The sequence below is a fragment of the Phyllobacterium brassicacearum genome, from assembly GCF_003010955.1.
GTDB classification, from domain to species: Bacteria; Pseudomonadota; Alphaproteobacteria; order Rhizobiales; family Rhizobiaceae; genus Phyllobacterium; species Phyllobacterium brassicacearum.
Genome location: NZ_PGGO01000034.1, coordinates 18567 through 41584, shown reverse-complemented (window position 1 = coordinate 41584; position 23018 = coordinate 18567). Strand labels below are relative to the sequence as shown.

Here is a 23018-nt window from a genome sequence, read left to right as displayed (position 1 = left end):
GCGACGTTCACGTCCATATCTCTGTTTGGGTGTTTCGCACCAGTTCGGCGGGGCAAGTATAATCCTAAACCCGCTGGGTTCGCCACCTACCGCCTCGAATTATGGCTACCGGAGAGATAGTCTAGTAGATCTTACTGCCTTCAGGCCCAACTGCCTTTTCGACAATTGCGGTCTCCCAGCGATTGACCGAACCTGAATGTCTGCTGCTGCGCGCTGGGCGGCCGTACAGCTCCGGTATGAGCGTTCGTTTTTCGCCTAGTTTCTCGTTCAATCCAGGCGTGTCGCGACAAGCTTGCCGTCCATCATCATCGGAATGATGACGAGCTTCTCAGCCTCCATGAATTCCAGATCGGCACTGCCTTGATTGAGGTCGATCAACTGCTCGGCTTTTCCGTCCGGATGAATGCGAAAGAGTGCACCTGCGACCCAATCGGTAACGAGCCAGTTGCCCGCCCCGTCCGGCTCCAGACCATCAAGATTTCCAACTGGCTCGCCGGGCCCGATGTCTGAAATCGCCTTCGTCTTCAGATCGATGGTGATCAGATGACCGGATATCTTCGACGAAAAATCCGGCTGGATATCGCGGCCCCAACCGGCAACGAGGAGGCGACCATCCTCAACGCGCAATCCGTTTGGGTGCAGGAGCTCCTCGCTCTCGAGCCAGACCGAGAGAGCATCGTTATCCAGCACATAGATCCTATTCGCCAGCATGTCGGAGACGAAGACACGCCCCGCCTCGTCGACAGCGGTATCATTGAGGAACTGAGCCCCTTCTGCGGCCCACGTTCCCGTGATCTGCCCGCTCTCTACATCGACGGCCCTTAGCCGATCCACGTCGGTCACGAAAAGCGTGTCGCCTTTCATTACCAATCCCTTGGGCGCATCGAAGCCGGTCACCCACTCGGCCGTCTGCAACTTTCCGTCCGACGAGACCTTTGAAAGGTATCCGACGCCGTCTTTGCCCGTGGGCTCGCCAGCAATATTGGTGACGTAGAAGATGTTCCGCTTGGCATCGAAAAGCACGCTCTCAGGGGTCTTGAACCCTTCGAGCGACCAAACCTCCTCTGTTGTCGCAGGTGAGACCGCCATGCCTAGCAGTAGCATGGAAAAAAGCCCTGACCGGAGCCTGATCATGATAACCTCCCTATGTCGTTTGTCTGGCGTTTCCGTCCGAGGGGCAACCACGCAACGCGCAGGCCTTTATCTCAAGACCCGGAATTGGTTTTCGACTGCTCCGACAATCGTCCACTTGCCAGGTAATGTCGGCTAACTTAGCCTTGTCGACTTACAACTTTCGAGATGAACCCTTGTTCCACCGGCAATCGCCTCAAAGGCGTATTGCGGACGAAAACGACGAGTCGCTTGTCTTCACAGCGAGGTTGTGGACGCTTGGCAATCAGCAGTGGAAACCTTGCGAGGGGTTCGCCTGGAAAGGGACAGCTAGTTGAGCAAACAAATCGACACCAATCTCAGGGGTATCCTCATCGGAGGTTCATCCAACATCGGGAAATCAGCTGTGGCAGATGCCTTGGCCAAAAAGCTTGGCTGGCGGTGTGTTTCAGCCGAGAGCTCGCCACTCCTGTCTAGTTCCATTTGGTCGGCTTCGGATCGATTTCTAGAGGCTTTCTGAGTTCCTCCAATCGCATCCGTATTCGCTGGGCGCTTAGTTGTAAGCATGCGGCGAGCAGAATCGACATTCTCAAAGGAACATTTGTCCCTATCGGTTGTCGCAACTTTGAGTGCAAACGGTCCCTGATGTTCCCGATCTGTGCTTCGAAATCGCATAAGGCCTCATCGGGAACCGCGCTTCATAAAACGCCCTGTGCGGTTCGATTCCACTCAAGGCGAAGGGAAGTCAAAGTTAGCTTTCTCATGAGCCACCAACCATTGGTCCGAGCTGATCTCTGGCACCGTTAGCTGAGCCAAATACGCATTATGCACCTTCCAGCATTGCGGCCCTTGAACAATCACTGAGCTAGTGCCCTTGAATGACCGAGATGGGGCCGGCAGCGGAATGGCGGCTTTTGGCGTCCGAAGAACGATAGCGGACCTTCAGCCCGGTGGGACCAAGGTCTGAAGCTGAAAGCGAACTTTGCTCAACGCGGCGCCTAAGCCACGTTCAGCCCCGCCTTGCGTGCGCCTTCGATAAAATGCTCCGTGACCTCCCTGCGCCGACGAGTACAATAGCGCAAAAGGAATGCGCGCCACGCGACCGAATCTTCACCGGGAAACGAGGACAACTCCTCTTGGGCACGTTGGAGGTACTTGCGAAGACTTCCGCGCGCGTCCTCCTCTCGACCGGAGTAGGCTTGGCAAATCGCCCTTTCCAAAAACATGTCCGTCGGTGGATCCGTGACCTTGGCGAAGGAATCCAACGCGTCTTGATAGCGCTTGGCGTCCAAATAGGCCTGCCCAAGCGTCCACAACCCCCAGCCTCCCATCAAGGGATTGAGTCGGCGCGCGCGCTTGATCATTTCAATTGCGCGTTCTGGATCGCAGTTGACGATGGCAACCCAACCGGCGGTCATGACAATGTTGACATGATTCGGATTGAGATCCAGCGCAATGCCCATTTCGTGCTCAGCGTGGTCGAATTCGCTGTACCTCAGCAGCACGTAGGCCAGACTGGCGTGCGCGTAGCCATCTGAATCATCGAGTGCGACTGCCCGTTTCGCCGCTGCCAGGGCCTCGGCGAGCACAGCGTCGGGATCATCCGTCCAGCCTTCCTCGAGTTCGCCCGTTCGGACGAAAGCCAAACTGGCATGTGCCAAGGCGAAATTCGGATCGATTTCAGTTGCCTGTCTGAGAAGCCTGGCCGCGGTTTTGCTTGCCGCGGCCGTATAGGCGGTTCGATAGGGACGAGCCTGCAGCACGAGGTCGTAGGCGGTCGCCGAGTACGATGGGCGCGATCGGGCATGGAGAGCGCGCGCTCCTTTGATACCTTCAGCAACGCGCGCGACCACAGCCTCCGTCACTTCGTCCTGGATTGCGAATATGTCATCGAGACCCCGGTCATATCGCTCGGCCCAAATATGCGCGGCGGATGTTGCATCGATCAGCTGCGCGGTGACCCGGACGCGATTGCCGATTTTGCGGACGCTGCCCTCGACGACATGTTTCACCCCGAGCTCGCGACCCACGTCCTCGATCCTTGGCAACAGACCCTTGTAACGGAACGAAGAATTTCGTGCGATAACGGTAAACTCGTGAAACCGGCTGAGCTCAGTGATGATGTCTTCGGTAATGCCGTCGGAGAAATACTCCTGATCGGGATCGCCGGACATGTTGGTGAAGGGCAGCACGGCGATGGAAGGCTTGTCTGGTAGCGGCAGCGCGTCTGCCGCCCGTGACCCCACAAGAGCGGCGCTTGTCGAGCGAACGCGAAATGCACGTACCGGCTCCGCGATGTTGTGGAACCGCTGCTCACCGAGGTCATCGTAGGCGCAGACGAGCTTGCCTTTTACTTGATCATAGATGTTGCGCCCGATGCAGATGCTGCCGGGATCCGCGAGCTTCTCTAGCCGCGCGGCAATGTTCACTCCGTCGCCATGGATCGTGCCGTCTCCGGGAATCACATCGCCCAGATTGACGCCAATACGGAAGACCATGCGCATGTCATCCGGCAACTTGGCGTTTCGTTCGGCAAGCCCCGCCTGTACCTCCATCGCGCATAGAACCGCATTGACCGCACTGGCGAACTCCACCAGCAGGCTGTCGCCGGCGGAGCCAACGATGAGGCCATGAAACTGCAAAAGCTTGGGCTCGATCACCTCGGCGCGAAGGCTCTTGAGGCGGCCAAGCGTGCCTAACTCGTCGGCCGCCATCAGCCGAGAATACCCAGCCACGTCGGCGGCCATGATCGCCGCAAGCCTACGTTTTTCTTCCTGCAAGGGCAGACCTTCCAATACGGGAGCACTATAAGGGCGCTCGCCCTTCCCGTCCATTGAGCTTATCATCATAGGCAAAGGTGGGGAACTGATGCTGTGGACGGCTCGTCGACAACGGTTCAGCCTATATCGACATCCTGCTCAGGCAGGTGGGTGGCGAAGCTGTGGCGCAGCGTGTGCGGGCTGACGCGCTTGCGGATACCGGCGACTTCGGCTGCTTCCTGGACCGCGCGATGCAGTTGCCGCGACGAGATCGGCGCTGTGTAGCTGCGCCCCGGGAACAGCCAGCCATGCGGGAGCATCACCCCGCGCCGCTTGCCTTCGCGCCACCACAGACGTAGCAGTTCCAGCAGTTGCGGCGAGAGCATAGCGTTGCGGTCCTGCGTCCCTTGCCCTGTTCGACGAGGATCAGCATGCGTGTCGAGTCGATGTCGTCGACCTTGAGGTGCGCGACCTCGGACACGCGCAGGCCTGCGCCATAGGTGACACCGAGCGCGGCCTTGTACTTGATGCCTGGCGCCGCTTCGAGCAGCCGCGCCGCTTCCTCCACGCTCAGCACCTCGGCTGCTTGCGCGGATACCGGGTGATCACCAGCGCGCGCGCCAGATCCCGCCGCCTCAGTGTCACCGTGAACAGGAAGCGCAGTGCCGAGACCGCGCCGTTGATGGTCGCAGAGCCCACGCCGTTCTCATGCTGACAAAGCTGGAAGCTTCGGATGTTCTCAGACGTCGCGGTGTCGGGAGCGCGTCCAAGGAATGCGGCGAAGCGCCGGACATGGCGAACGTAGTCGTGCTACGTATGCGGTCCCAGGCCCCGCATCAGCATGTCGTGCTGCATGCGCTGGCGAAGCGGCGTGATCGGAGCATCGGTCGACAAGGTAGCCATGGCAAGTTCCTCGCGTTGAAGGGAACTCCATGGTCAGATCGCAACCTCTACCCGCTCAGAGGCCTATGAATATCACGCCATTTCAGAACCAGGCGACCCCCCGCGAAGCGGGTTCGTGCATGCGGCGCAAAGCTGCCGTCCGTGGCGTGCACTACGATGGTCTGTATGGGTCAGAACCGGACGCGTCGCATCCTTCTTAACTGTGGTAATGCGACCAAAATTGACGGTTGGCGTCCGTTCATAGTTGATAAGAGCGTGGATATCCTGATTGCGTTCACCTTTGGCCAGCAATGCCTTAACTATACGCTTCTCAAGGGCGGTCAGCCCTTTGTCTCCAGCCATCGTTCTCCCCCGAAAAACTGCGTGATGGATCAAGAACGGGAATTGTAGTGCCTAAAGTCGCACAAATGAAGTGAGGCAGGGAAAGTTATCGGGATCGAAAGACCTTGAGCGCGCACTGCGCAAGAGCATAACGATCGCCATGAAACTGTCTCACGTTTCTCGACACCTAAATGCCACCCGTTCCGCAGTACGAAAAGAGCCGGGAAAAAGCTCGGGTTGGAGCTACAGTTCCGGGGCCGATAGCGGACAAGCAGCTTCGGGACCGGTATCCTCAAAGGCGGTCCGTCAGGTCAGTGCAAGCATCGTCGTGAGTTGGCCCCCACGCGGGTACTCGCAATTTTCAGCCGCGGAAGCGAAGTGCCTCAAGCACGACTACGAAGGCGGGAGCGTGCTGCCTGCTGCTCGGATAGTACAGGTGATAGCCGGGGAACGGTTCGCACCAATCCTCCAGCACTCGCACCAGCCGTTTCTTTGTCAGGTCATCCTGCACCATATCATCGGGCAGATATGCCACGCCCAAACCATCCAGGGCAGCGCGCCTTGCAAGCTCAAGACTGCTCACCGCCAGTTGGCCCTCGACACGGACGTTGATTTCGCGTCCGCGCTTTTCGAACTCCCACGGGAAATATCCGCCGCGCGTTACACGGCGCAAGTTGATGCAGCGGTGGCCGGTTAGCTCTTCAGGATGCTGGGGCGCTGGCCGTTCTTTGAAATAACCCGGTGATGCAACAATGGCCTGGCGCATCGCGGGACCGATCCGAACGGCAATCATGTCCTTCTCGACGTACTCGCCGACTCGAACACCGGCATCGAAACGCTCGCTCACAATGTTTGCTAAGCCCTCGTCAGAGACCAACTCGACCGTGATGTCGGGATAGTTAAGCATGACCTTGGACAAGCGCGGCCACATCACCGTATCCGCCGCATGTTGCGTTGCCGTGATCCGAACGATGCCGGACGGCTTGTCCCTTAGCTCGGTCAGCGCGGACAGGCTGCCTTCGATACCCGCGAAATGCGGCTCGATGCTCCGAAGCAGACGCTCTCCGGCTTCTGTGGGCGCCACACTTCGGGTGGTGCGACTGAGCAGACGCAAGCCAAGCCGCTCTTCCAGCGTCCTGATTGTCTTGCTGAGGGCCGGTTGGGAGACGCCCAGCCGGACTGCCGCCCGTGTAAAACTGCCTTCCTGTGCGACAGCGATGAAGGCCATCAGATCGCTGACGTTCTCTCGCACCATTCATAACTCCTGATTATAAGCTTATGATCTATATAGCGCCTTATCGTATGAGTTTGCATCCCTTAAGTTTTGAGGTGTGAAGAGCGCTGGTCCCGACTGAGACTTACTCCAAGGCGGCCATCAGCCTCTCCAATGACTTGTTCGAATAAGGAAAGGAACGAACATGAAGGAATTGGCTTTGGGGCTCGCACTTATGCTCGGATCGGTATCCGGCTTAGCGATCGGCGCTTCCCCCGCGCTCGCCCAGGACCTGTCCAACGGCGCTGACAACTTTTACAGGAGCGACCGCGTGGTCGTCGAAAAGATCACCTTCGAGAATAAGTTCGGCATGAAGGTCGTCGGCAATCTGTTCACGCCCCAGGGCCTCGACAGGAGCGCCCAGACTCCGGCGATCGTCGTAGGCCACCCGATGGGCGCCACGAAGGAGCAGAGCGCCAACCTCTATGCGACCAAGCTGGCAGAGCAGGGCTTTGTTACGCTGTCGTTCGATCTCTCCTTCTGGGGCGAGAGCGAGGGCCAACCGCGCAATACCGTCGCTCCCGAAATCTATGCGGATGATTTCAGCGCAGCCGTCGACTTCCTGAGCACGCAGCCCTTCGTCAACAAGGACAATATCGGCGTGCTCGGCATTTGCGGGAGCGGCAGCTTCGCCCTCAGCGCAGCGCAGATCGATCCGCGCATGAAAGCGATCGCCACCGTCAGCATGTATGACATGGGTGCCGCCAATCGCGACGGCCTTCGGAAGGGCGTATCGGTCGAACAGCGAAAGGAAATGCTGAAGGTCGCCGCACAGCAGCGCCTCGCAGAGTACCAGGGCGCCGAAATCAAACTGACCGGCGGTACGGTTGATGAACTGAAGGCAGACTCCAATGCGATCGAGCGTGAGTTCTACGATTTTTATCGCACGCCGCGCGGGGAGTTCACGCCGAAAGGACAGACGCCGCTCCAGACCACGCATCCGACCCTGAGCAGCAACGCCGCTTTCATGAACTTCTATCCGTTCGCCCAGATCGAGACGATCTCGCCGCGTCCGTTGCTGTTCATCGCCGGCGAGCAGGCTCACTCGATCGAGTTCAGCGAAAACGCCTACGAGCGTGCTTCTGAACCGAAGGAGCTCGTGATCATCCCGGGTGCCGGTCACGTCGATCTCTATGACCGTGTCAACCTGATCCCGTTAGACAAGCTGACCGCCTTCTTCCGGGGGAACCTGAGCTCCTAACGAACATACAACCGGACGATACGCCTCGCGGGCCCTCCGCTTGCCTGGCGTGTTGTTCGACCAATACAGAGGCATGAAATGACCCACGCAACCGCGGTAGCGACTACCGAAAGCGCCCCAGACTCGGCGTCATGGAGCGCTGTCCTCGCCCTTAGCTTGTGCGTTGCGACGCTCATCGCTTCGGAATTCATGCCCGTCAGCTTGCTGACGCCAATCGCCTCCGACCTGTATCTGACCGAAGGTCAGGCGGGGCAGGCCATCGCGATCTCCGGTATATTCGCGGTCGCCACCAGCCTCTTCGTCGCGGCATTCACGTCGAAGCTTGACCGGCGACAATTGTTGTTGTGGCTCACAGCTTTGATGCTCATTTCGGGCGTCGTGACCGCGTTCGCGCCCAACGATGCGGTCCTGATGGCGGGGCGTGCCTTTGTCGGCGTCGTAATCGGCGGCTTCTGGTCGATGTCAGCGGCGACAGTCATGCGCCTCGTGCCGGCTGCAGACGTGCCCCGTGGCCTCGCGATCCTCAACGGCGGCAATGCACTGGCAGCAACGATTGCTGCGCCGCTCGGCAGTTTCCTTGGACAGTATATCGGTTGGCGCGGCGCCTTCTTCAGCGTGGTGCCGCTCGCTGCGATCACCTTTGTGTGGCTCCTCGCAACGTTGCCGTCCATGCCCAGCCGGACCCGTGCGAACCCGCTGGCGGCGTTTCAAGTCCTACGCCGACCAGGCGTGCCGATCGGCATGGCGGCCGTCGCACTTTTCTTCATGGGCCAATTCGCGCTCTTCACCTACCTGCGGCCATTCCTGGAAACCGTGACGCTCGTCAATGTTTCCGGCTTATCGCTCCTGTTGTTGGCAATGGGCGTCTCCGGTTTGCTCGGAACCCTCCTTATCGGCTCTGTCCTGCGTACGCGCCTCTACCAAGCGTTGATCGCCATGCCTGTGATGATGGCAGCGCTCGCGATTGGCCTGGTCGTATTCGGATCGTCGTTAGGTACCACTGCCGGGTTGCTGGCGCTTTGGGGCCTGATCGGCACCGCCGCGCCAGTCGGCTGGTGGAGCTGGTTGAGCGAAGCACTGCCGGACGATGCAGAAGCGGGAGGAGGCCTGATGGTGGCTGTCGTGCAACTCGCTATCACAGCCGGTGCAGCCTCCGGCGGTCTGCTGTTCGACAATGGCGGTTATCAGATCGCATTCGGATTCGGCGCGATCGTGCTTTTCACCTGCACTATCGCGGCTGTGGTGCTGGCGCGTCACGACAGATCACGCACGGCCACGCCAACGTCTTCAAGGAAGCATCTATCATGAGCAAAAGACAAAGCCAGTTTGGCGATGCAGCCACAATGTCAGTAAGCGAAACCTTGTCTGCGCCCGGTGCGCACGGTTTTTCTCCGCTCCGCCGCTCTATCCTTGGAGCGATACTGGTCACCGCCACCATGCCCTGGCTGGCGTTCGCCCAACAAAAAAACGATCCGGCAAGTCAGGAGCCAACCGACATGAAAATTCGAATGATGTTCAACGGTCATAGCCTGACGGCAACGCTTTACGACAACCCGTCGGCGCGCGATTTCGCATCCATGCTACCCCTAGAACTGACCATCGAAAATTATGCCGGCAACGAGAAGATCGCTTATCTCCCCCGTAAGCTGACGGAGGACGCGAGTGGTCCATTCGGCAACGAGGCGCCAGGCGACCTCTGCTACTTCTCGCCGTGGGGCAATCTGGCGATGTTCTACGCCGGCTACAGCTATTCCGGTGGGCTGATCCGGCTCGGCCGCTTCGACGATTTCGAGCCGTTGCTTGTGCGCGGGACGGTTCCCCTGACCATCGAACGGATCGTCTGAACGCATTGTCTGGGCGAGAAGGAATGTACCAAATAGCGAAGATTCGAAACTGAGCTTCCTCCAAATCGAGGCCGCGCGATGACCACGACGCAGGTTGATGAGCATTAAAACTTATAACAGAAGGTGGCGCACGATGAGCTACGGTGTCCGCTTATAGGGACGGACGGAGACCCCATAAATGACCGATTTGGGGGCGCAAAGCCGTCGGGCAGCCTTTGCCGATAGCGGACAAGCAGCTTCGATCCTCAAAGGCGGTCCGTCAGGTCAGTGCGAGCATCATCGTGAGTTGGCCCCACGCGGGTACTCGCGATTTTCAGCCGCGGAAGCGAAGTGCCTCAAGCACGACTGCGAAGGCGGGAGCGTGCTGCCTGCTGCTCGGATAGTACAGGTGATAGCCGGGGAACGGTTCGCACCAATCCTCCAGCACTCGCACCAGCCGTTTCTTTGTCAGGTCATCCTGCACCATATCATCGGGCAGATATGCCACGCCCAAACCATCCAGGGCAGCGCGCCTTGCAAGCTCAAGACTGCTCACCGCCAGTTGGCCCTCGACACGGACGTTGATTTCGCGTCCGCGCTTTTCGAACTCCCACGGGAAATATCCGCCGCGCGTTACACGGCGCAAGTTGATGCAGCGGTGGCCGGTTAGCTCTTCAGGATGCTGGGGCGCTGGCCGTTCTTTGAAATAACCCGGTGATGCAACAATGGCCTGGCGCATCGCGGGACCGATCCGAACGGCAATCATGTCCTTCTCGACGTACTCGCCGACTCGAACACCGGCATCGAAACGCTCGCTCACAATGTTTGCTAAGCCCTCGTCAGAGACCAACTCGACCGTGATGTCGGGATAGTTAAGCATGACCTTGGACAAGCGCGGCCACATCACCGTATCCGCCGCATGTTGCGTTGCCGTGATCCGAACGATGCCGGACGGCTTGTCCCTTAGCTCGGTCAGCGCGGACAGGCTGCCTTCGATACCCGCGAAATGCGGCTCGATGCTCCGAAGCAGACGCTCTCCGGCTTCTGTGGGCGCCACACTTCGGGTGGTGCGACTGAGCAGACGCAAGCCAAGCCGCTCTTCCAGCGTCCTGATTGTCTTGCTGAGGGCCGGTTGGGAGACGCCCAGCCGGACTGCCGCCCGTGTAAAACTGCCTTCCTGTGCGACAGCGATGAAGGCCATCAGATCGCTGACGTTCTCTCGCACCATTCATAACTCCTGATTATAAGCTTATGATCTATATAGCGCCTTATCGTATGAGTTTGCATCCCTTAAGTTTTGAGGTGTGAAGAGCGCTGGTCCCGACTGAGACTTACTCCAAGGCGGCCATCAGCCTCTCCAATGACTTGTTCGAATAAGGAAAGGAACGAACATGAAGGAATTGGCTTTGGGGCTCGCACTTATGCTCGGATCGGTATCCGGCTTAGCGATCGGCGCTTCCCCCGCGCTCGCCCAGGACCTGTCCAACGGCGCTGACAACTTTTACAGGAGCGACCGCGTGGTCGTCGAAAAGATCACCTTCGAGAATAAGTTCGGCATGAAGGTCGTCGGCAATCTGTTCACGCCCCAGGGCCTCGACAGGAGCGCCCAGACTCCGGCGATCGTCGTAGGCCACCCGATGGGCGCCACGAAGGAGCAGAGCGCCAACCTCTATGCGACCAAGCTGGCAGAGCAGGGCTTTGTTACGCTGTCGTTCGATCTCTCCTTCTGGGGCGAGAGCGAGGGCCAACCGCGCAATACCGTCGCTCCCGAAATCTATGCGGATGATTTCAGCGCAGCCGTCGACTTCCTGAGCACGCAGCCCTTCGTCAACAAGGACAATATCGGCGTGCTCGGCATTTGCGGGAGCGGCAGCTTCGCCCTCAGCGCAGCGCAGATCGATCCGCGCATGAAAGCGATCGCCACCGTCAGCATGTATGACATGGGTGCCGCCAATCGCGACGGCCTTCGGAAGGGCGTATCGGTCGAACAGCGAAAGGAAATGCTGAAGGTCGCCGCACAGCAGCGCCTCGCAGAGTACCAGGGCGCCGAAATCAAACTGACCGGCGGTACGGTTGATGAACTGAAGGCAGACTCCAATGCGATCGAGCGTGAGTTCTACGATTTTTATCGCACGCCGCGCGGGGAGTTCACGCCGAAAGGACAGACGCCGCTCCAGACCACGCATCCGACCCTGAGCAGCAACGCCGCTTTCATGAACTTCTATCCGTTCGCCCAGATCGAGACGATCTCGCCGCGTCCGTTGCTGTTCATCGCCGGCGAGCAGGCTCACTCGATCGAGTTCAGCGAAAACGCCTACGAGCGTGCTTCTGAACCGAAGGAGCTCGTGATCATCCCGGGTGCCGGTCACGTCGATCTCTATGACCGTGTCAACCTGATCCCGTTAGACAAGCTGACCGCCTTCTTCCGGGGGAACCTGAGCTCCTAACGAACATACAACCGGACGATACGCCTCGCGGGCCCTCCGCTTGCCTGGCGTGTTGTTCGACCAATACAGAGGCATGAAATGACCCACGCAACCGCGGTAGCGACTACCGAAAGCGCCCCAGACTCGGCGTCATGGAGCGCTGTCCTCGCCCTTAGCTTGTGCGTTGCGACGCTCATCGCTTCGGAATTCATGCCCGTCAGCTTGCTGACGCCAATCGCCTCCGACCTGTATCTGACCGAAGGTCAGGCGGGGCAGGCCATCGCGATCTCCGGTATATTCGCGGTCGCCACCAGCCTCTTCGTCGCGGCATTCACGTCGAAGCTTGACCGGCGACAATTGTTGTTGTGGCTCACAGCTTTGATGCTCATTTCGGGCGTCGTGACCGCGTTCGCGCCCAACGATGCGGTCCTGATGGCGGGGCGTGCCTTTGTCGGCGTCGTAATCGGCGGCTTCTGGTCGATGTCAGCGGCGACAGTCATGCGCCTCGTGCCGGCTGCAGACGTGCCCCGTGGCCTCGCGATCCTCAACGGCGGCAATGCACTGGCAGCAACGATTGCTGCGCCGCTCGGCAGTTTCCTTGGACAGTATATCGGTTGGCGCGGCGCCTTCTTCAGCGTGGTGCCGCTCGCTGCGATCACCTTTGTGTGGCTCCTCGCAACGTTGCCGTCCATGCCCAGCCGGACCCGTGCGAACCCGCTGGCGGCGTTTCAAGTCCTACGCCGACCAGGCGTGCCGATCGGCATGGCGGCCGTCGCACTTTTCTTCATGGGCCAATTCGCGCTCTTCACCTACCTGCGGCCATTCCTGGAAACCGTGACGCTCGTCAATGTTTCCGGCTTATCGCTCCTGTTGTTGGCAATGGGCGTCTCCGGTTTGCTCGGAACCCTCCTTATCGGCTCTGTCCTGCGTACGCGCCTCTACCAAGCGTTGATCGCCATGCCTGTGATGATGGCAGCGCTCGCGATTGGCCTGGTCGTATTCGGATCGTCGTTAGGTACCACTGCCGGGTTGCTGGCGCTTTGGGGCCTGATCGGCACCGCCGCGCCAGTCGGCTGGTGGAGCTGGTTGAGCGAAGCACTGCCGGACGATGCAGAAGCGGGAGGAGGCCTGATGGTGGCTGTCGTGCAACTCGCTATCACAGCCGGTGCAGCCTCCGGCGGTCTGCTGTTCGACAATGGCGGTTATCAGATCGCATTCGGATTCGGCGCGATCGTGCTTTTCACCTGCACTATCGCGGCTGTGGTGCTGGCGCGTCACGACAGATCACGCACGGCCACGCCAACGTCTTCAAGGAAGCATCTATCATGAGCAAAAGACAAAGCCAGTTTGGCGATGCAGCCACAATGTCAGTAAGCGAAACCTTGTCTGCGCCCGGTGCGCACGGTTTTTCTCCGCTCCGCCGCTCTATCCTTGGAGCGATACTGGTCACCGCCACCATGCCCTGGCTGGCGTTCGCCCAACAAAAAAACGATCCGGCAAGTCAGGAGCCAACCGACATGAAAATTCGAATGATGTTCAACGGTCATAGCCTGACGGCAACGCTTTACGACAACCCGTCGGCGCGCGATTTCGCATCCATGCTACCCCTAGAACTGACCATCGAAAATTATGCCGGCAACGAGAAGATCGCTTATCTCCCCCGTAAGCTGACGGAGGACGCGAGTGGTCCATTCGGCAACGAGGCGCCAGGCGACCTCTGCTACTTCTCGCCGTGGGGCAATCTCGCGATGTTCTACGCCGGCTACAGCTATTCTGGTGGGCTGATCCGGCTCGGCCGCTTCGACGATTTCGAGCCGTTTCTTGTGCGCGGGACGTTTCCCCTGACCATCGAACGGATCGTCTGAACGCGTTGTCTGGGCGAGAAGGGATGTACCAAATAGCGAAGATTCTAAACCGAGCTTCCTCCAAGTCGAGGCGCACGATGACCACGACGCAGGTTGATGAGCATTAAAACTTGTAACAGAAGGTGGCGCACGAAGAGCAGCGATGTCCGCTTATAGGGACGGACGGAGCCCCCATAAACGACCGATTTGGGGGCGCAAAGCCGCTCAGTCAACTTTCTCAAATGAGAGCTGTTTGCACCGCGATGAACGGCCCCGCTAGGTGCGGAGCCGCACTCTGTCAAATCTCTACATGCTCCGCTAGTTCCAGCGCATCCTCGATGTCCACGCCCAGATACCTAACCGTGTTCTCGATCTTGGTATGCCCAAGCAGAATCTGGATCGCTCGAAGATTGCCTGTCGCTTTGTAGATCATCGCGGCCTTTGTGCGTCGGAGGGAGTGTGTGCCGTAGTCTACGCGTCGCAGCCCAATTGCAGTGACCCATTCATCCACCAATCGAGCATACTGGCGGGTGCTCAAATGATCGGCATGGTCGACCCGACTGGGAAATGCGTAGTCGTCAATCGTTCCGCCTCTCCGCTCAAGCCACGCAAGTAAACTTGCTCTGACATCGGCCGTGATCTCGAACTGTACGGGACGGCCGGTTTTTTGCTGGACGACAATGGCACGGGTTCGGATTTCTTGACCCGTGACGAGGGTTCCGATCTTAATCTTAACCAGATCGCAGCCTCGTAGCTTACTGTCGATTGCGAGATCGAACAGTGCCCGGTCTCTCATGCGCCCCTCCCTATCGAGGAAGAAACGAATTGCCCAAATCTGGCGCTGCTTCAGGGGCTTCTTTACGCCGACCTTCCGGCCGGCGTTCCATGCCGGTCGACTAAGTGCAGCAGGATCATACTGTGCTATACCCATTTGAGTTCTCCTCCGGCCACCATTGGCCGTAGGAAGAACGCGCGAACGCCAGGAGTGACGGGGCCGATTCCGGTCAGGCAGCTTTCAGGTCGTCGAGCGATGGTCCCGGATCAGGTCTGCACTCCGAACGGTCCCGCGAAAACTTGGCCGAGATGCCAAACTATATGCGAGATTTGGCGTCGTCTTTTTTCGACTCTGGCACAGAGGTGAAATATATTATGCCCTTAGCGTTCACACAATTTTCGCCACTTCAAAATGCATGCCGTCCTCACGCGTCATAAAATGTCCGCCCCAATAAAAGCCATGCTTGTTGGCAATGGCGACAAGTTCACGGACACAACCTCTCTGGCCATAGAGGGCTGGTTCGGCATCGAGTGGATTGAAGGCCGCATTGATGTCGAACGCCGAGCCGAATGCATGGTTGCTGAGCTTGGTCGTGCTTTTACGCTGGAAGCGCGGGACAAAGGAACCGTCAAAAGACAATATTCGGTCAAGAAGCCCGGCAGTTTCCCATTCGAGCCAGAGCTCAACCAGCTGCTTCTGGGCCGCTTTGTGAAATCGCATCTTGAATGGGCCACCTTTTCCCAGAAAGCGCGCAAGCGGAATCTCGACACTCGCGATGTTTTGCTTTTCCCAATTGCCCAAGATCTTTATGTTTTCGGGATTGCCAGGAATCGGGGATGGGACGAAATCAAACCTGCCGAAGATCGCTTGCTTGTCCTCCAGTGCAAGCAATGGCCGAAAATTCGGGCGCTGGGGAAAATCCACCGAGGATATGTCAATCGCCACTGTGTTTGAGACTGCACCTAACGCCGCTGCAAAAGTAGGATATGAACGCGCGTCGCTCCAGTCATCATCTCCGGATACCCTCATTGCGTCGCCAAACCAACTGACAAATCGGTCAATGTGTGCCCCGGTCCCACGCGGGTAACAATGAAGCTTCCACCTGTTTGCATCACCATCGTCGCGCTTTAGAGAACCAGCGTTATAAGCGGCGGCAACCAGGGGCGGATCGAAATGCGTCGATCCGCGTTGCGAGGCAATGTATGCTGTGCCCGCTTCAATCGAAGTACGCGGATCCAGAAGGTCATCGCCACTCAACGTCGCCCGACCTGTGGCGGAACGGGCGGTCGTCACAAGTGTCTGCATCAGTCCGATGCTCTCGTCATTAATTTTCGGCTCCGCTCGACGCGAATTGGGGTTGCCGCCGCTTTCCGTGGCAATGGTTGCCACGATCAATTCAGCTGGTACGCCGTAGCGTTTCGCCGTCTCAGCGCATAGTGCACCGTAGTCTTCCCAGATTTTTCGAACAGTCGTGGGTTCGCCTGTCGTACCCTGTGCACTGGCCCCTTCAATTGAAATTCCTCCTGAAACAATTGACCAAGTGACGCCGGTTGGAAAATGACCATGCGGATGGGTTAGCTTCGGCATCTCCTCGCCCAGGATATTCGGTGGGGCCGGCTTCGCTGACTCAGTGGCTCTGGTTTCGACCACTACTGATGGTGACGCTTCATCGTTCGTCGCAGCGTCCGCTCGCTCGGCCGCGGCCGATGCTTGTGCAATAGCTGCATCAGCGTACTTCAAGGTTTCCTTCGCCTGATTTGCCTGACTTTCTGCATTTCGCTCTTGTACGTCAACTGCAATGAGGTCCTTGTTCCGAGAGCCTAGCGACGAACCAAGCCAATAGCTGATCACGGTGGCGAAGGCCGCCGTCAACGAACCAACGGATATGTTGATGATCTGGGTCACAAACTCAGACCGGGGAGGAAGTAGCGCCGTAAGCTGCTCATTTGTGACCCCTGACGGAATTGACGGAAAAACGGGCGTTTCGAGCTTGGCCTTCATGAAAATGAACAACCCTAGAACGCAGAAAAAGCCGACGGTCACTACTAGCGAGAGAGCGGCGGGCACGTATGCAATGGCCGATCCTTTGTCTATCAGAGCTCCCTGGAGGTTGCGCGCACCGGACGTATTCTGCAGATCTTGAATGCGTCGGTCCAATTCCGCTTTCTGCGCGTTCGCTGTCTGAGCAAGTTGAGCTTTGTATGCTTCAATATCGGAACTCAGTGCCGCTTTCCGGGCGTCGGCTTCAGCCGAAAGCCTGGCATTGAGGGCATTGTTTTGCGCGTCAAGAGCAACTTTCTTTTCATCCCGAGCAATCTGCGCCAGCTCGATCTGTAGTTTTACTGCCAGTGCGGGGTCAGTTTTGAGCCTCTGCTCCACTACTTGTGGATCGGACGAACCGGCCGCCGAGCTGACTACTTTTTCGATAGCCTCGGTTACTTTCTTCGACCGGTCTCCAACGATGCTATCCAAAATAGTTGGAAATAGCCTCAACGCCAGAGCAATCAGCGGTGACATTTTACACCTCCCCCAGGGTTTAGTTTGCCTGTTCTTCTATTCATTATTTGATACTTGCCATGTCCGTTATGAAAAGAGTCGCACTACCTCGCAGACGCGGTAATGCATCTTACTGCTCTTATAAAAGGCATGTGGGCCGAGTTATTGTATTCTCGCGCAACGTCTCTGTATATTAATACCTTTGGGGGGATTGAGATGCACATATTGCGAGAGTAAAATTCGGATATCAAAGTACGTTAATTTAAAATTTTAATGTTTATGCGGAAGTAGTAGAGGGTGAATGCTATGAGGATCGCAATCGGCATATCTGCTATTCTTGCGGCGACCACAATGGCTGACTGGAAAGCGGATACAAATTCAACGGTTTTTGAAACACGGGCACAATTGGAGGCTCGGCTCGACGGGTTGCGTCCCACGCTTGAAACTGAAGATACTGGACAAGAGTTGGCCCAGTGGGGCAATTGGGGGAATTGGGCCAACGGCTGGGGCAATTGGTGATGCCCGGCGCAGGACCAATCCGACTCGTTGTTGTCCAGCCCACCCCATTTTGCAATATAAATTGCTCGTACTGTTACCTCACTCGGCGCAATGACAGGGCGCGGATGTCCATGGAAGTTATCGATGCTGTGGGACAAAGCATCCTGGCGAGTCCGCTAGCTGCAACCGACGTCAGCGTTGTGTGGCATGCGGGTGAACCAACAATGGTGCCCATTGCATGGTATGAACGGGCGTTCAGCCAACTCGCTACTGTCCCCGGAGTTAGACTTCACCACTCATTTCAAACCAATGGAGTTGCAGTCAACTCGGATTGGATAGACCTCTGGCGTCGCTGGAACGTTCGGGTGGGTGTCAGCATAGATGGACCCCGAGAGATCAACGATCGTCATCGACGTACTCGAGGTGACCGCGGCAGCTTCGATGCGGCGATCAACGGGCTCCGTCGCCTTCGTGAATCGGGCTATCCTTTCCATGTAATCTCGGTGCTTACACGGAGCTCGCTTGAGCAACCAGATGAGTTGATGGATTTCTATTTGAGCGAAGGCATCACATATGTCTGCTTTAACGTCGAGGAAGAAGAGGGGGAGCATCGCACCTCCAGTCTCGCGGTGGAGAGCGACGCGTCTGCTGCCTATGCGGCTTATCTCAGACGATTTGTGAAACGAATGCAGACCGACCAGCAGGCACCGCGCTGTCGTGAAGTCGACGCAGTCACATCATTGATCACTGCCGGCGTCGAAGCCCGTCGTCACAATCCACAGGTCAATCCCCTGGAAATCGTTTCCGTCGCAGTCAACGGTGACATGTCAACTTATTCACCCGAGCTGATGGGCGTGCGATCGGATAGATTCAACAACTTCATTTTTGGCAACGTACTCACGCATCCAGTCGAAGCGATTCTGGAGCATCCTGCTTTTTTGGAGCTTCGTGACGAGATCGAACGCGGTATATCCGCTTGCGAGAAGACTTGCCCGTATTTTGGAGTATGTGGGGGCGGGGCTCCGTCCAACAAATTCTTCGAACATCGCACCTGTGCTTCGACTGAAACGCTCTACTGTCGCCTGACCCGCAAGGCTGTCATCAACGCAGTATTGCCGGAACTTGAGGCCGCATATGCCTGATATGAGCACCCGGAGCGCTTAAGCGTTCGCGCGTAAGTTGCATCCATCAAGGGTGTTTCGGCGCAATGGATGCGAAAGGAGTCGGATATGGATCTGTTTCCAGGACACTACCAATCGATTTATTTCCTTTTCGGCCTCTTTGTTGTCATGGTCTACGCTTGGCAGAAATTCAACGAGCCAACCTTTCCGCGCGGCGAAACAATGCCGAGTACCGTTGACCCACTGCGTCATATGTTCACCCAGGGAGCCTACAAGAATGCTCGCCTGACTTATGTTTGCGTATCCCTGCTTCTTTACAGCGCTTTAGTATGGCCGGGTCCGTCGATGATGAGATTGCTCGGTACGGGTGGTACCCCGGATCTTCCGGCCGAGGCCTGGGCTCTCCTGGTTGCCCTTTTCCTCGTTGGACTTGTTCCAAACTCCAGGATCAAGTGGGTGATTATGGTTGAGGAGTTTTTGCGGCGTTCCGTACATTCGTGGTACCTGGTGCCTGCGCGTGTTGAGGGCATGATCGGGAGTCTTGAAGACGCACGCTACGAACCCCCTGAGCGCGTCTTGCGCGCAGTGTCAGGACCCTTTCGCGAAAGGCTCGAAGCCTTGAGGAGCGATCTAAAGGCTCCACCTGCTTCTTTGGAGCATCGCTGGGCACGCGCCACGTTTATATTCAATATGCTGAAGCAAATCGGTGTTGCGGCGGAGCTGCCGTTAAAGGCCGCTGCCTTTCACCCGTTCAGTGATGACTTCAGGGGCATTCAGGAGAAGTACAGTTTGGTGCAGAAGGACGTAGCCGCACTGCACACCCAACCTCAAACTGATCAAGTCGAAGAGGATCTGAAGACCGTTATCAACGGTTTGCTCAAACGGATGTACGCCTACATCAGTTGGGGCCTTGGCAACCAGGAAAAAAACGAGCGCGAGATTGATGAAGTCTTGCGTGACATTGGCTTCAAGATACCTGTCCGAAGCCCGTACAGGCCGATCGACATCTTGGGCCCAGCTATCGCCCTTGTTGCGCTAATCACTATGGTCTTTTGGCTGGTATTGGAAAGCTTTCGTGGAGGCTCCATGGAAACATCTATTAAGATCGCTACTCAGGCGGCCGTATCAGCCTTTTGCATGTACGGCGCTGCAGTGTATATCGCGCTTAATAGTCGGTCGACGCTTATCAGAAACCGCGACTGGTCTGAGGGATCCCCAAGATGCTTTCTTACAATAGCTTTCAAAGCGGGGATTGCAACCTGGCTGACGATCGCCCTGTTTACGGCAGTCTTCACGCCCGAAAACACTTGGAATTCGTTGTCTGGCCTGGCTAGGTGGGTTGGATCCCTCGCAACTGACAGCGCTCTAACAATGGACCGCGAAACAGTATTGTATTTGCCAAAGCGTGTCGGAACGGCTTCGCCCTGGTTTTTTGTTGGAGCAGTGGCAAGTGTACTTATTTTTATAAGGTTCAGGGGTGATGTGCGGACTGGCGATACTCAAAAGCGCCTTATCGACGCCGCCGTAGTGGCAATCGGACTGGGGGCCACGGTCTATCTTGCTCAAATGATCCAGGGTGCGTGGGACAAAATCCCAGGCATCGGGACGGTCTCTCTCAAAGTCGGATTAGCTGGACTGGCATGTGGTGCCGTTCTTGGATATTTTGTCCCCCACGCCTTTAGAATGAGTGTCAGTCGTCCTTACGACCGCAATGCGTCTGCTGCCCTGGACGATTTAGTGGGCAAAGCGGAAAAGGCTCTTGGGGCGCAATCGGATGCTGAAGACTGGGTGTTTACTCCCCATAAGAAGCTCGGCGGCATCACGCCCGCTGAGGCTTTGCAGCACAAATCTTTAGCGACCGGTGTTTCAACACTCCTGGATTTTGCCGCTCCGCCGGAGACAGAAGCACAACCGCCGGCGATTATCACAAGACCCACCCCAATGATAATCGAAGGTGGGCGATCCTAATCGAGCGTTTATGGCTCGCACGAAGATCAGGTCCGTTGCTGGCCGGAGTGTCAGCTTAGGTGCAAAACTCGCGTTGAACAAAGGAGTGCTCGTGCCATGGCTAACAGCGCCGACAACAATCTGTTTCGCTTTACGCATTTACGTGCTGCGAAATCTCGATTTCGACGCCCTCAGGCCGGCGAGCCGCCGATAGCATCAGCGCCGACCATACACGCGCCCGCGCCGACGTCGGCACGGCAAAAGCCACCTGTGATCAGCGGCCTGCCGGCGTTCGATCCGATGCGCGAGACCAGGGATCTGGTGAGCGCCCAGCGCGAATTCGAGAAGCTCGATCCGGTTCGCGATCTCAACCTGTCGGTTTCCCGCGGCCTGTTCACATTGCAGGACAGTGCCATCAAGCGTCTGTCTCCGAGGACAAAGTCGACGCTTGAGAAGCTCGGCGTGCCACTGGCAGGCACCCACATCGGGGAGCTGGTCGCCGCGATCGATGGCGCGCTGACGCCGCCTCAGCCGGCGGATACCCCCGGACAACCGCCCGCGCCGAGTCCGCGTCCTGCCGAGCTGAACGCAGTCGGTGTCGCCGACCTGCTGGTTGTGAAGCAGCAAATCAAGCGTTATGAGGCCGGCGAAATCGCCCACATCGAAAACATTCTCGACGGCGAGTCCAAGCTCCGCACCCATCGCCAGCTCGACCGAACCGAAGAAGTAATCAGCACGCTTAAGGAACAGGAGCACGAAAAAGAGACGGAGCTGCAGACCACCGAGCGCTTCGAGCTCAATCGTGAAACCACGCGGACGCAGCAAGCCGATCAGAAGGTCGGATTCGGATTATCACTGTCTGGCAAGTACGGCCCGACGGTCGAGTTCGAAAGCAAGCTCGACGTGAGCAACCAGACCAGCGAGGAAAACGGTCTCAAGAACTCCGTTACCTATGCGAAGGACGTCGTCGAGCGGTCCAAGGAGCGCATCGTCGAGCGCGTGCGTGAAGAACGGCGACTAACGATCCTGCGGGAGATCGAGGAAGTCAACGAGCATCGCCTCACCAACGACAGCGGCGAGCACAGCGCTGGCATCTACCAGTTCGTCGACAAGATCTATGAGTCGCAGGTGTTCAACTACGGCCTGCGCCAGATGTTCGACTTCATGATTCCGGAGCCGGCGTCGTATATGTGGCACCTCGAGCAGATGCCGCAGCCGGATCCGGAGCTGCCGATTGCGCCGATCAGACTGGAGGTCGAGGCGTCGGATGCGAACCACATCCATGAGGGCAATTATCTGCGTCTTGGTGCTCGTTACGGCACCAAGGGGCTCAAGGCACCACCGCCGATTTTTCTCGTGAGGAGTGCGAGCGTCACACAAGGCATGGGCAACGATTCAGAGGAAGATCAGCCGCGCAGCCGCAATCAAATCGAGATCCAGATTCCAAAGGGCTACCGGCCCGTCTGGGCGTTGACGACGGTGATGGGAGTTACGGACGAAGATCCTCACTTCTCGTTCAGTGTCGGCAACGAACACGATTACTGGCGTCCGACGGCACAAGGCGAACGGATCGATGTCCAGGAAGGCAGCCTCCGCTTCTATCGGCCGAACGCCAACCGGGTAACGATCTTCCCGAGCGACGGTGGTCTTTATGCCGACGATGACAAGCTCTATATCCACATTTTCGCGCACGAGACCGCAAACTACAGCGTGCACACCAAGCTCACCTTCCAGCGCAAGGCCGAGGCGTTGCGCGATTGGGCGATGTCGACCTACGACACGATCGCCGATGCATACTCGAATGTCTTGCTTCGGTATCAGCAAGAAGTCGAGACGCTGAAACAGAAGAAGGAAGCGGAAAAGGGACTTGCCTTCGAATTTGGCAATCCCCCTTCCGTCAATGAACGCATTATCCGGACGGAGCTGAAAAAGCATTGTCTCGCATTTATCCGCAACGAGCACGCCGGCCTGTTGAATACCGCGCACACCAGCGGCGGCTCACTGTACCCGCCACTCTTCGACATCGAGGATGCCAAAGCCGACGGGGCGATGGTTCGCTTCTTCGAGCACGCCTTCGAGTGGGATCAGATCCAATATGTGTTCTACCCCTATTTCTGGGCACGGCCCGGGGGATGGGCCGACCGGTTCCGCGCACGCAACATGGATCCCGAACTCGAAGAGTTTCTGAAGGCAGGCTACGCGCGCGTTGTCGTGCCGGTGCGCGTTGGGTTCGAGGCGGCGGTCTCCTATTTCATGCAGAAGGGCCTCGTGTGGAACGATGAGGGCGAGCCGCCGATCGATCATCCCCTCTACAAACCGATCGTCGATGAAATCAAGGAACGCACCGGTGGCGATCTCGGTGAAGTGCCGGTCGGCGATCCGTGGGAAACGCATCTGCCGACGACCGCTGTCCTGGTGCGCAAGGGTCACTCGCTGCCTGAATGGGAACGCGTGTCGCCGAATGAGTGGAAGTGGAAGCCCAAGGTCTAGAGACAACGACTGCAGTTTGCAGAAAGCGCGA

At 57.6% G+C, this 23018-nt stretch carries 16 protein-coding genes and 2 pseudogenes; 9 read left to right on the top strand and 9 right to left on the bottom strand.

Going from position 1 to position 23018, the window contains the following annotated elements; genetic code table 11:
- Positions 1 to 267 precede the first annotated feature (267 nt).
- The 6 genes and pseudogenes from CU102_RS26625 to CU102_RS26595 all read right to left on the bottom strand — a co-directional run bounded on the left by CU102_RS26625 (position 268) and on the right by CU102_RS26595 (position 6348).
- A complete protein-coding gene (locus CU102_RS26625) occupies positions 268 to 1134 on the bottom strand; it encodes an SMP-30/gluconolactonase/LRE family protein (protein WP_133624712.1) in 867 nt (288 codons plus the stop codon).
- Positions 1135 to 2108: 974 nt separating this feature from the next.
- Complete coding sequence (locus tag CU102_RS26610; protein WP_106714077.1) at positions 2109 to 3944, bottom strand: hypothetical protein; 1836 nt, start codon at positions 3942 to 3944, stop codon at positions 2109 to 2111.
- A 62-nt stretch (positions 3945 to 4006) separates the two neighbouring features.
- Positions 4007 to 4437: pseudogene (locus CU102_RS26605) on the bottom strand (tyrosine-type recombinase/integrase).
- 2 nt (positions 4438 to 4439) lie between these two features.
- A pseudogene (locus tag CU102_RS30675) lies at positions 4440 to 4613 on the bottom strand (integrase); the annotation flags it as partial.
- A 231-nt stretch (positions 4614 to 4844) separates the two neighbouring features.
- The gene (locus tag CU102_RS26600; RefSeq protein ID WP_106714076.1) at positions 4845 to 5114 is read right to left on the bottom strand and encodes a hypothetical protein; all 270 of its coding nucleotides are present in this window, start codon (positions 5112 to 5114) and stop codon (positions 4845 to 4847) included.
- A gap of 340 nt (positions 5115 to 5454) precedes the next feature.
- On the bottom strand, positions 5455 to 6348 hold the full coding sequence (locus CU102_RS26595; protein WP_106714075.1) for a LysR family transcriptional regulator: 894 nt from the start codon (positions 6346 to 6348) through the stop codon (positions 5455 to 5457).
- 163 nt (positions 6349 to 6511) lie between these two features.
- On the opposite strand from CU102_RS26595, the gene CU102_RS26590 reads away from it, so the two are divergent.
- The 3 genes from CU102_RS26590 (at position 6512) to CU102_RS26580 (ending at position 9411) form a co-directional block, all read left to right on the top strand.
- Positions 6512 to 7567, top strand: a complete 1056-nt coding sequence (locus tag CU102_RS26590; protein WP_106714073.1) for an alpha/beta hydrolase — start codon at positions 6512 to 6514, stop codon at positions 7565 to 7567.
- A 78-nt stretch (positions 7568 to 7645) separates the two neighbouring features.
- Entirely contained in the window at positions 7646 to 8875 is a 1230-nt protein-coding gene (locus tag CU102_RS26585) for an MFS transporter (protein ID WP_106714072.1), read from the top strand.
- Between the two features lie 35 nt (positions 8876 to 8910).
- The gene (locus tag CU102_RS26580; RefSeq protein WP_106714087.1) at positions 8911 to 9411 is read left to right on the top strand and encodes a cyclophilin-like fold protein; all 501 of its coding nucleotides are present in this window, start codon (positions 8911 to 8913) and stop codon (positions 9409 to 9411) included.
- A gap of 313 nt (positions 9412 to 9724) precedes the next feature.
- Here CU102_RS26580 and CU102_RS26575 read toward each other — a convergent pair whose 3' ends face one another.
- A complete protein-coding gene (locus tag CU102_RS26575) occupies positions 9725 to 10618 on the bottom strand; it encodes a LysR family transcriptional regulator (RefSeq protein WP_106714074.1) in 894 nt (297 codons plus the stop codon).
- A 163-nt stretch (positions 10619 to 10781) separates the two neighbouring features.
- Here CU102_RS26575 and CU102_RS26570 point away from each other — a divergent pair, with 163 nt between their 5' ends.
- The 3 genes from CU102_RS26570 to CU102_RS26560 all read left to right on the top strand — a co-directional run bounded on the left by CU102_RS26570 (position 10782) and on the right by CU102_RS26560 (position 13681).
- Positions 10782 to 11837 carry an alpha/beta hydrolase gene (locus CU102_RS26570; RefSeq protein WP_106714073.1) on the top strand — a complete coding sequence of 352 codons (1056 nt, stop codon included), beginning with the start codon at positions 10782 to 10784 and terminating at the stop codon, positions 11835 to 11837.
- Positions 11838 to 11915: 78 nt separating this feature from the next.
- Positions 11916 to 13145: an MFS transporter gene (locus CU102_RS26565; protein WP_106714072.1), complete on the top strand. Its 1230-nt coding sequence runs from the start codon at positions 11916 to 11918 to the stop codon at positions 13143 to 13145.
- A 35-nt stretch (positions 13146 to 13180) separates the two neighbouring features.
- A complete protein-coding gene (locus CU102_RS26560; protein ID WP_106714086.1) occupies positions 13181 to 13681 on the top strand; it encodes a cyclophilin-like fold protein in 501 nt (166 codons plus the stop codon).
- Between the two features lie 277 nt (positions 13682 to 13958).
- Here the strand turns inward: CU102_RS26560 and CU102_RS26555 are convergent, their stop codons facing one another.
- Entirely contained in the window at positions 13959 to 14591 is a 633-nt protein-coding gene (locus CU102_RS26555) for a tyrosine-type recombinase/integrase (RefSeq protein ID WP_106714071.1), read from the bottom strand.
- 231 nt (positions 14592 to 14822) lie between these two features.
- On the bottom strand, positions 14823 to 16952 hold the full coding sequence (locus CU102_RS26550) for a transglycosylase SLT domain-containing protein (RefSeq protein ID WP_106714070.1): 2130 nt from the start codon (positions 16950 to 16952) through the stop codon (positions 14823 to 14825).
- Between the two features lie 497 nt (positions 16953 to 17449).
- Between CU102_RS26550 and grrM the strand changes: the two genes are divergently transcribed.
- From grrM to CU102_RS26530, 3 genes are all read left to right on the top strand, one after another.
- Positions 17450 to 18571, top strand: coding sequence for a cyclophane-forming radical SAM/SPASM peptide maturase GrrM/OscB (grrM, locus tag CU102_RS26540; protein ID WP_106714068.1), 1122 nt, complete (start codon positions 17450 to 17452; stop codon positions 18569 to 18571).
- Positions 18572 to 18658: 87 nt separating this feature from the next.
- Positions 18659 to 20518, top strand: a complete 1860-nt coding sequence (locus CU102_RS26535) for a hypothetical protein (RefSeq protein ID WP_133624724.1) — start codon at positions 18659 to 18661, stop codon at positions 20516 to 20518.
- Positions 20519 to 20614: 96 nt separating this feature from the next.
- Complete coding sequence (locus CU102_RS26530) at positions 20615 to 22987, top strand: hypothetical protein (RefSeq protein WP_106714066.1); 2373 nt, start codon at positions 20615 to 20617, stop codon at positions 22985 to 22987.
- Positions 22988 to 23018: the final 31 nt, after the last annotated feature.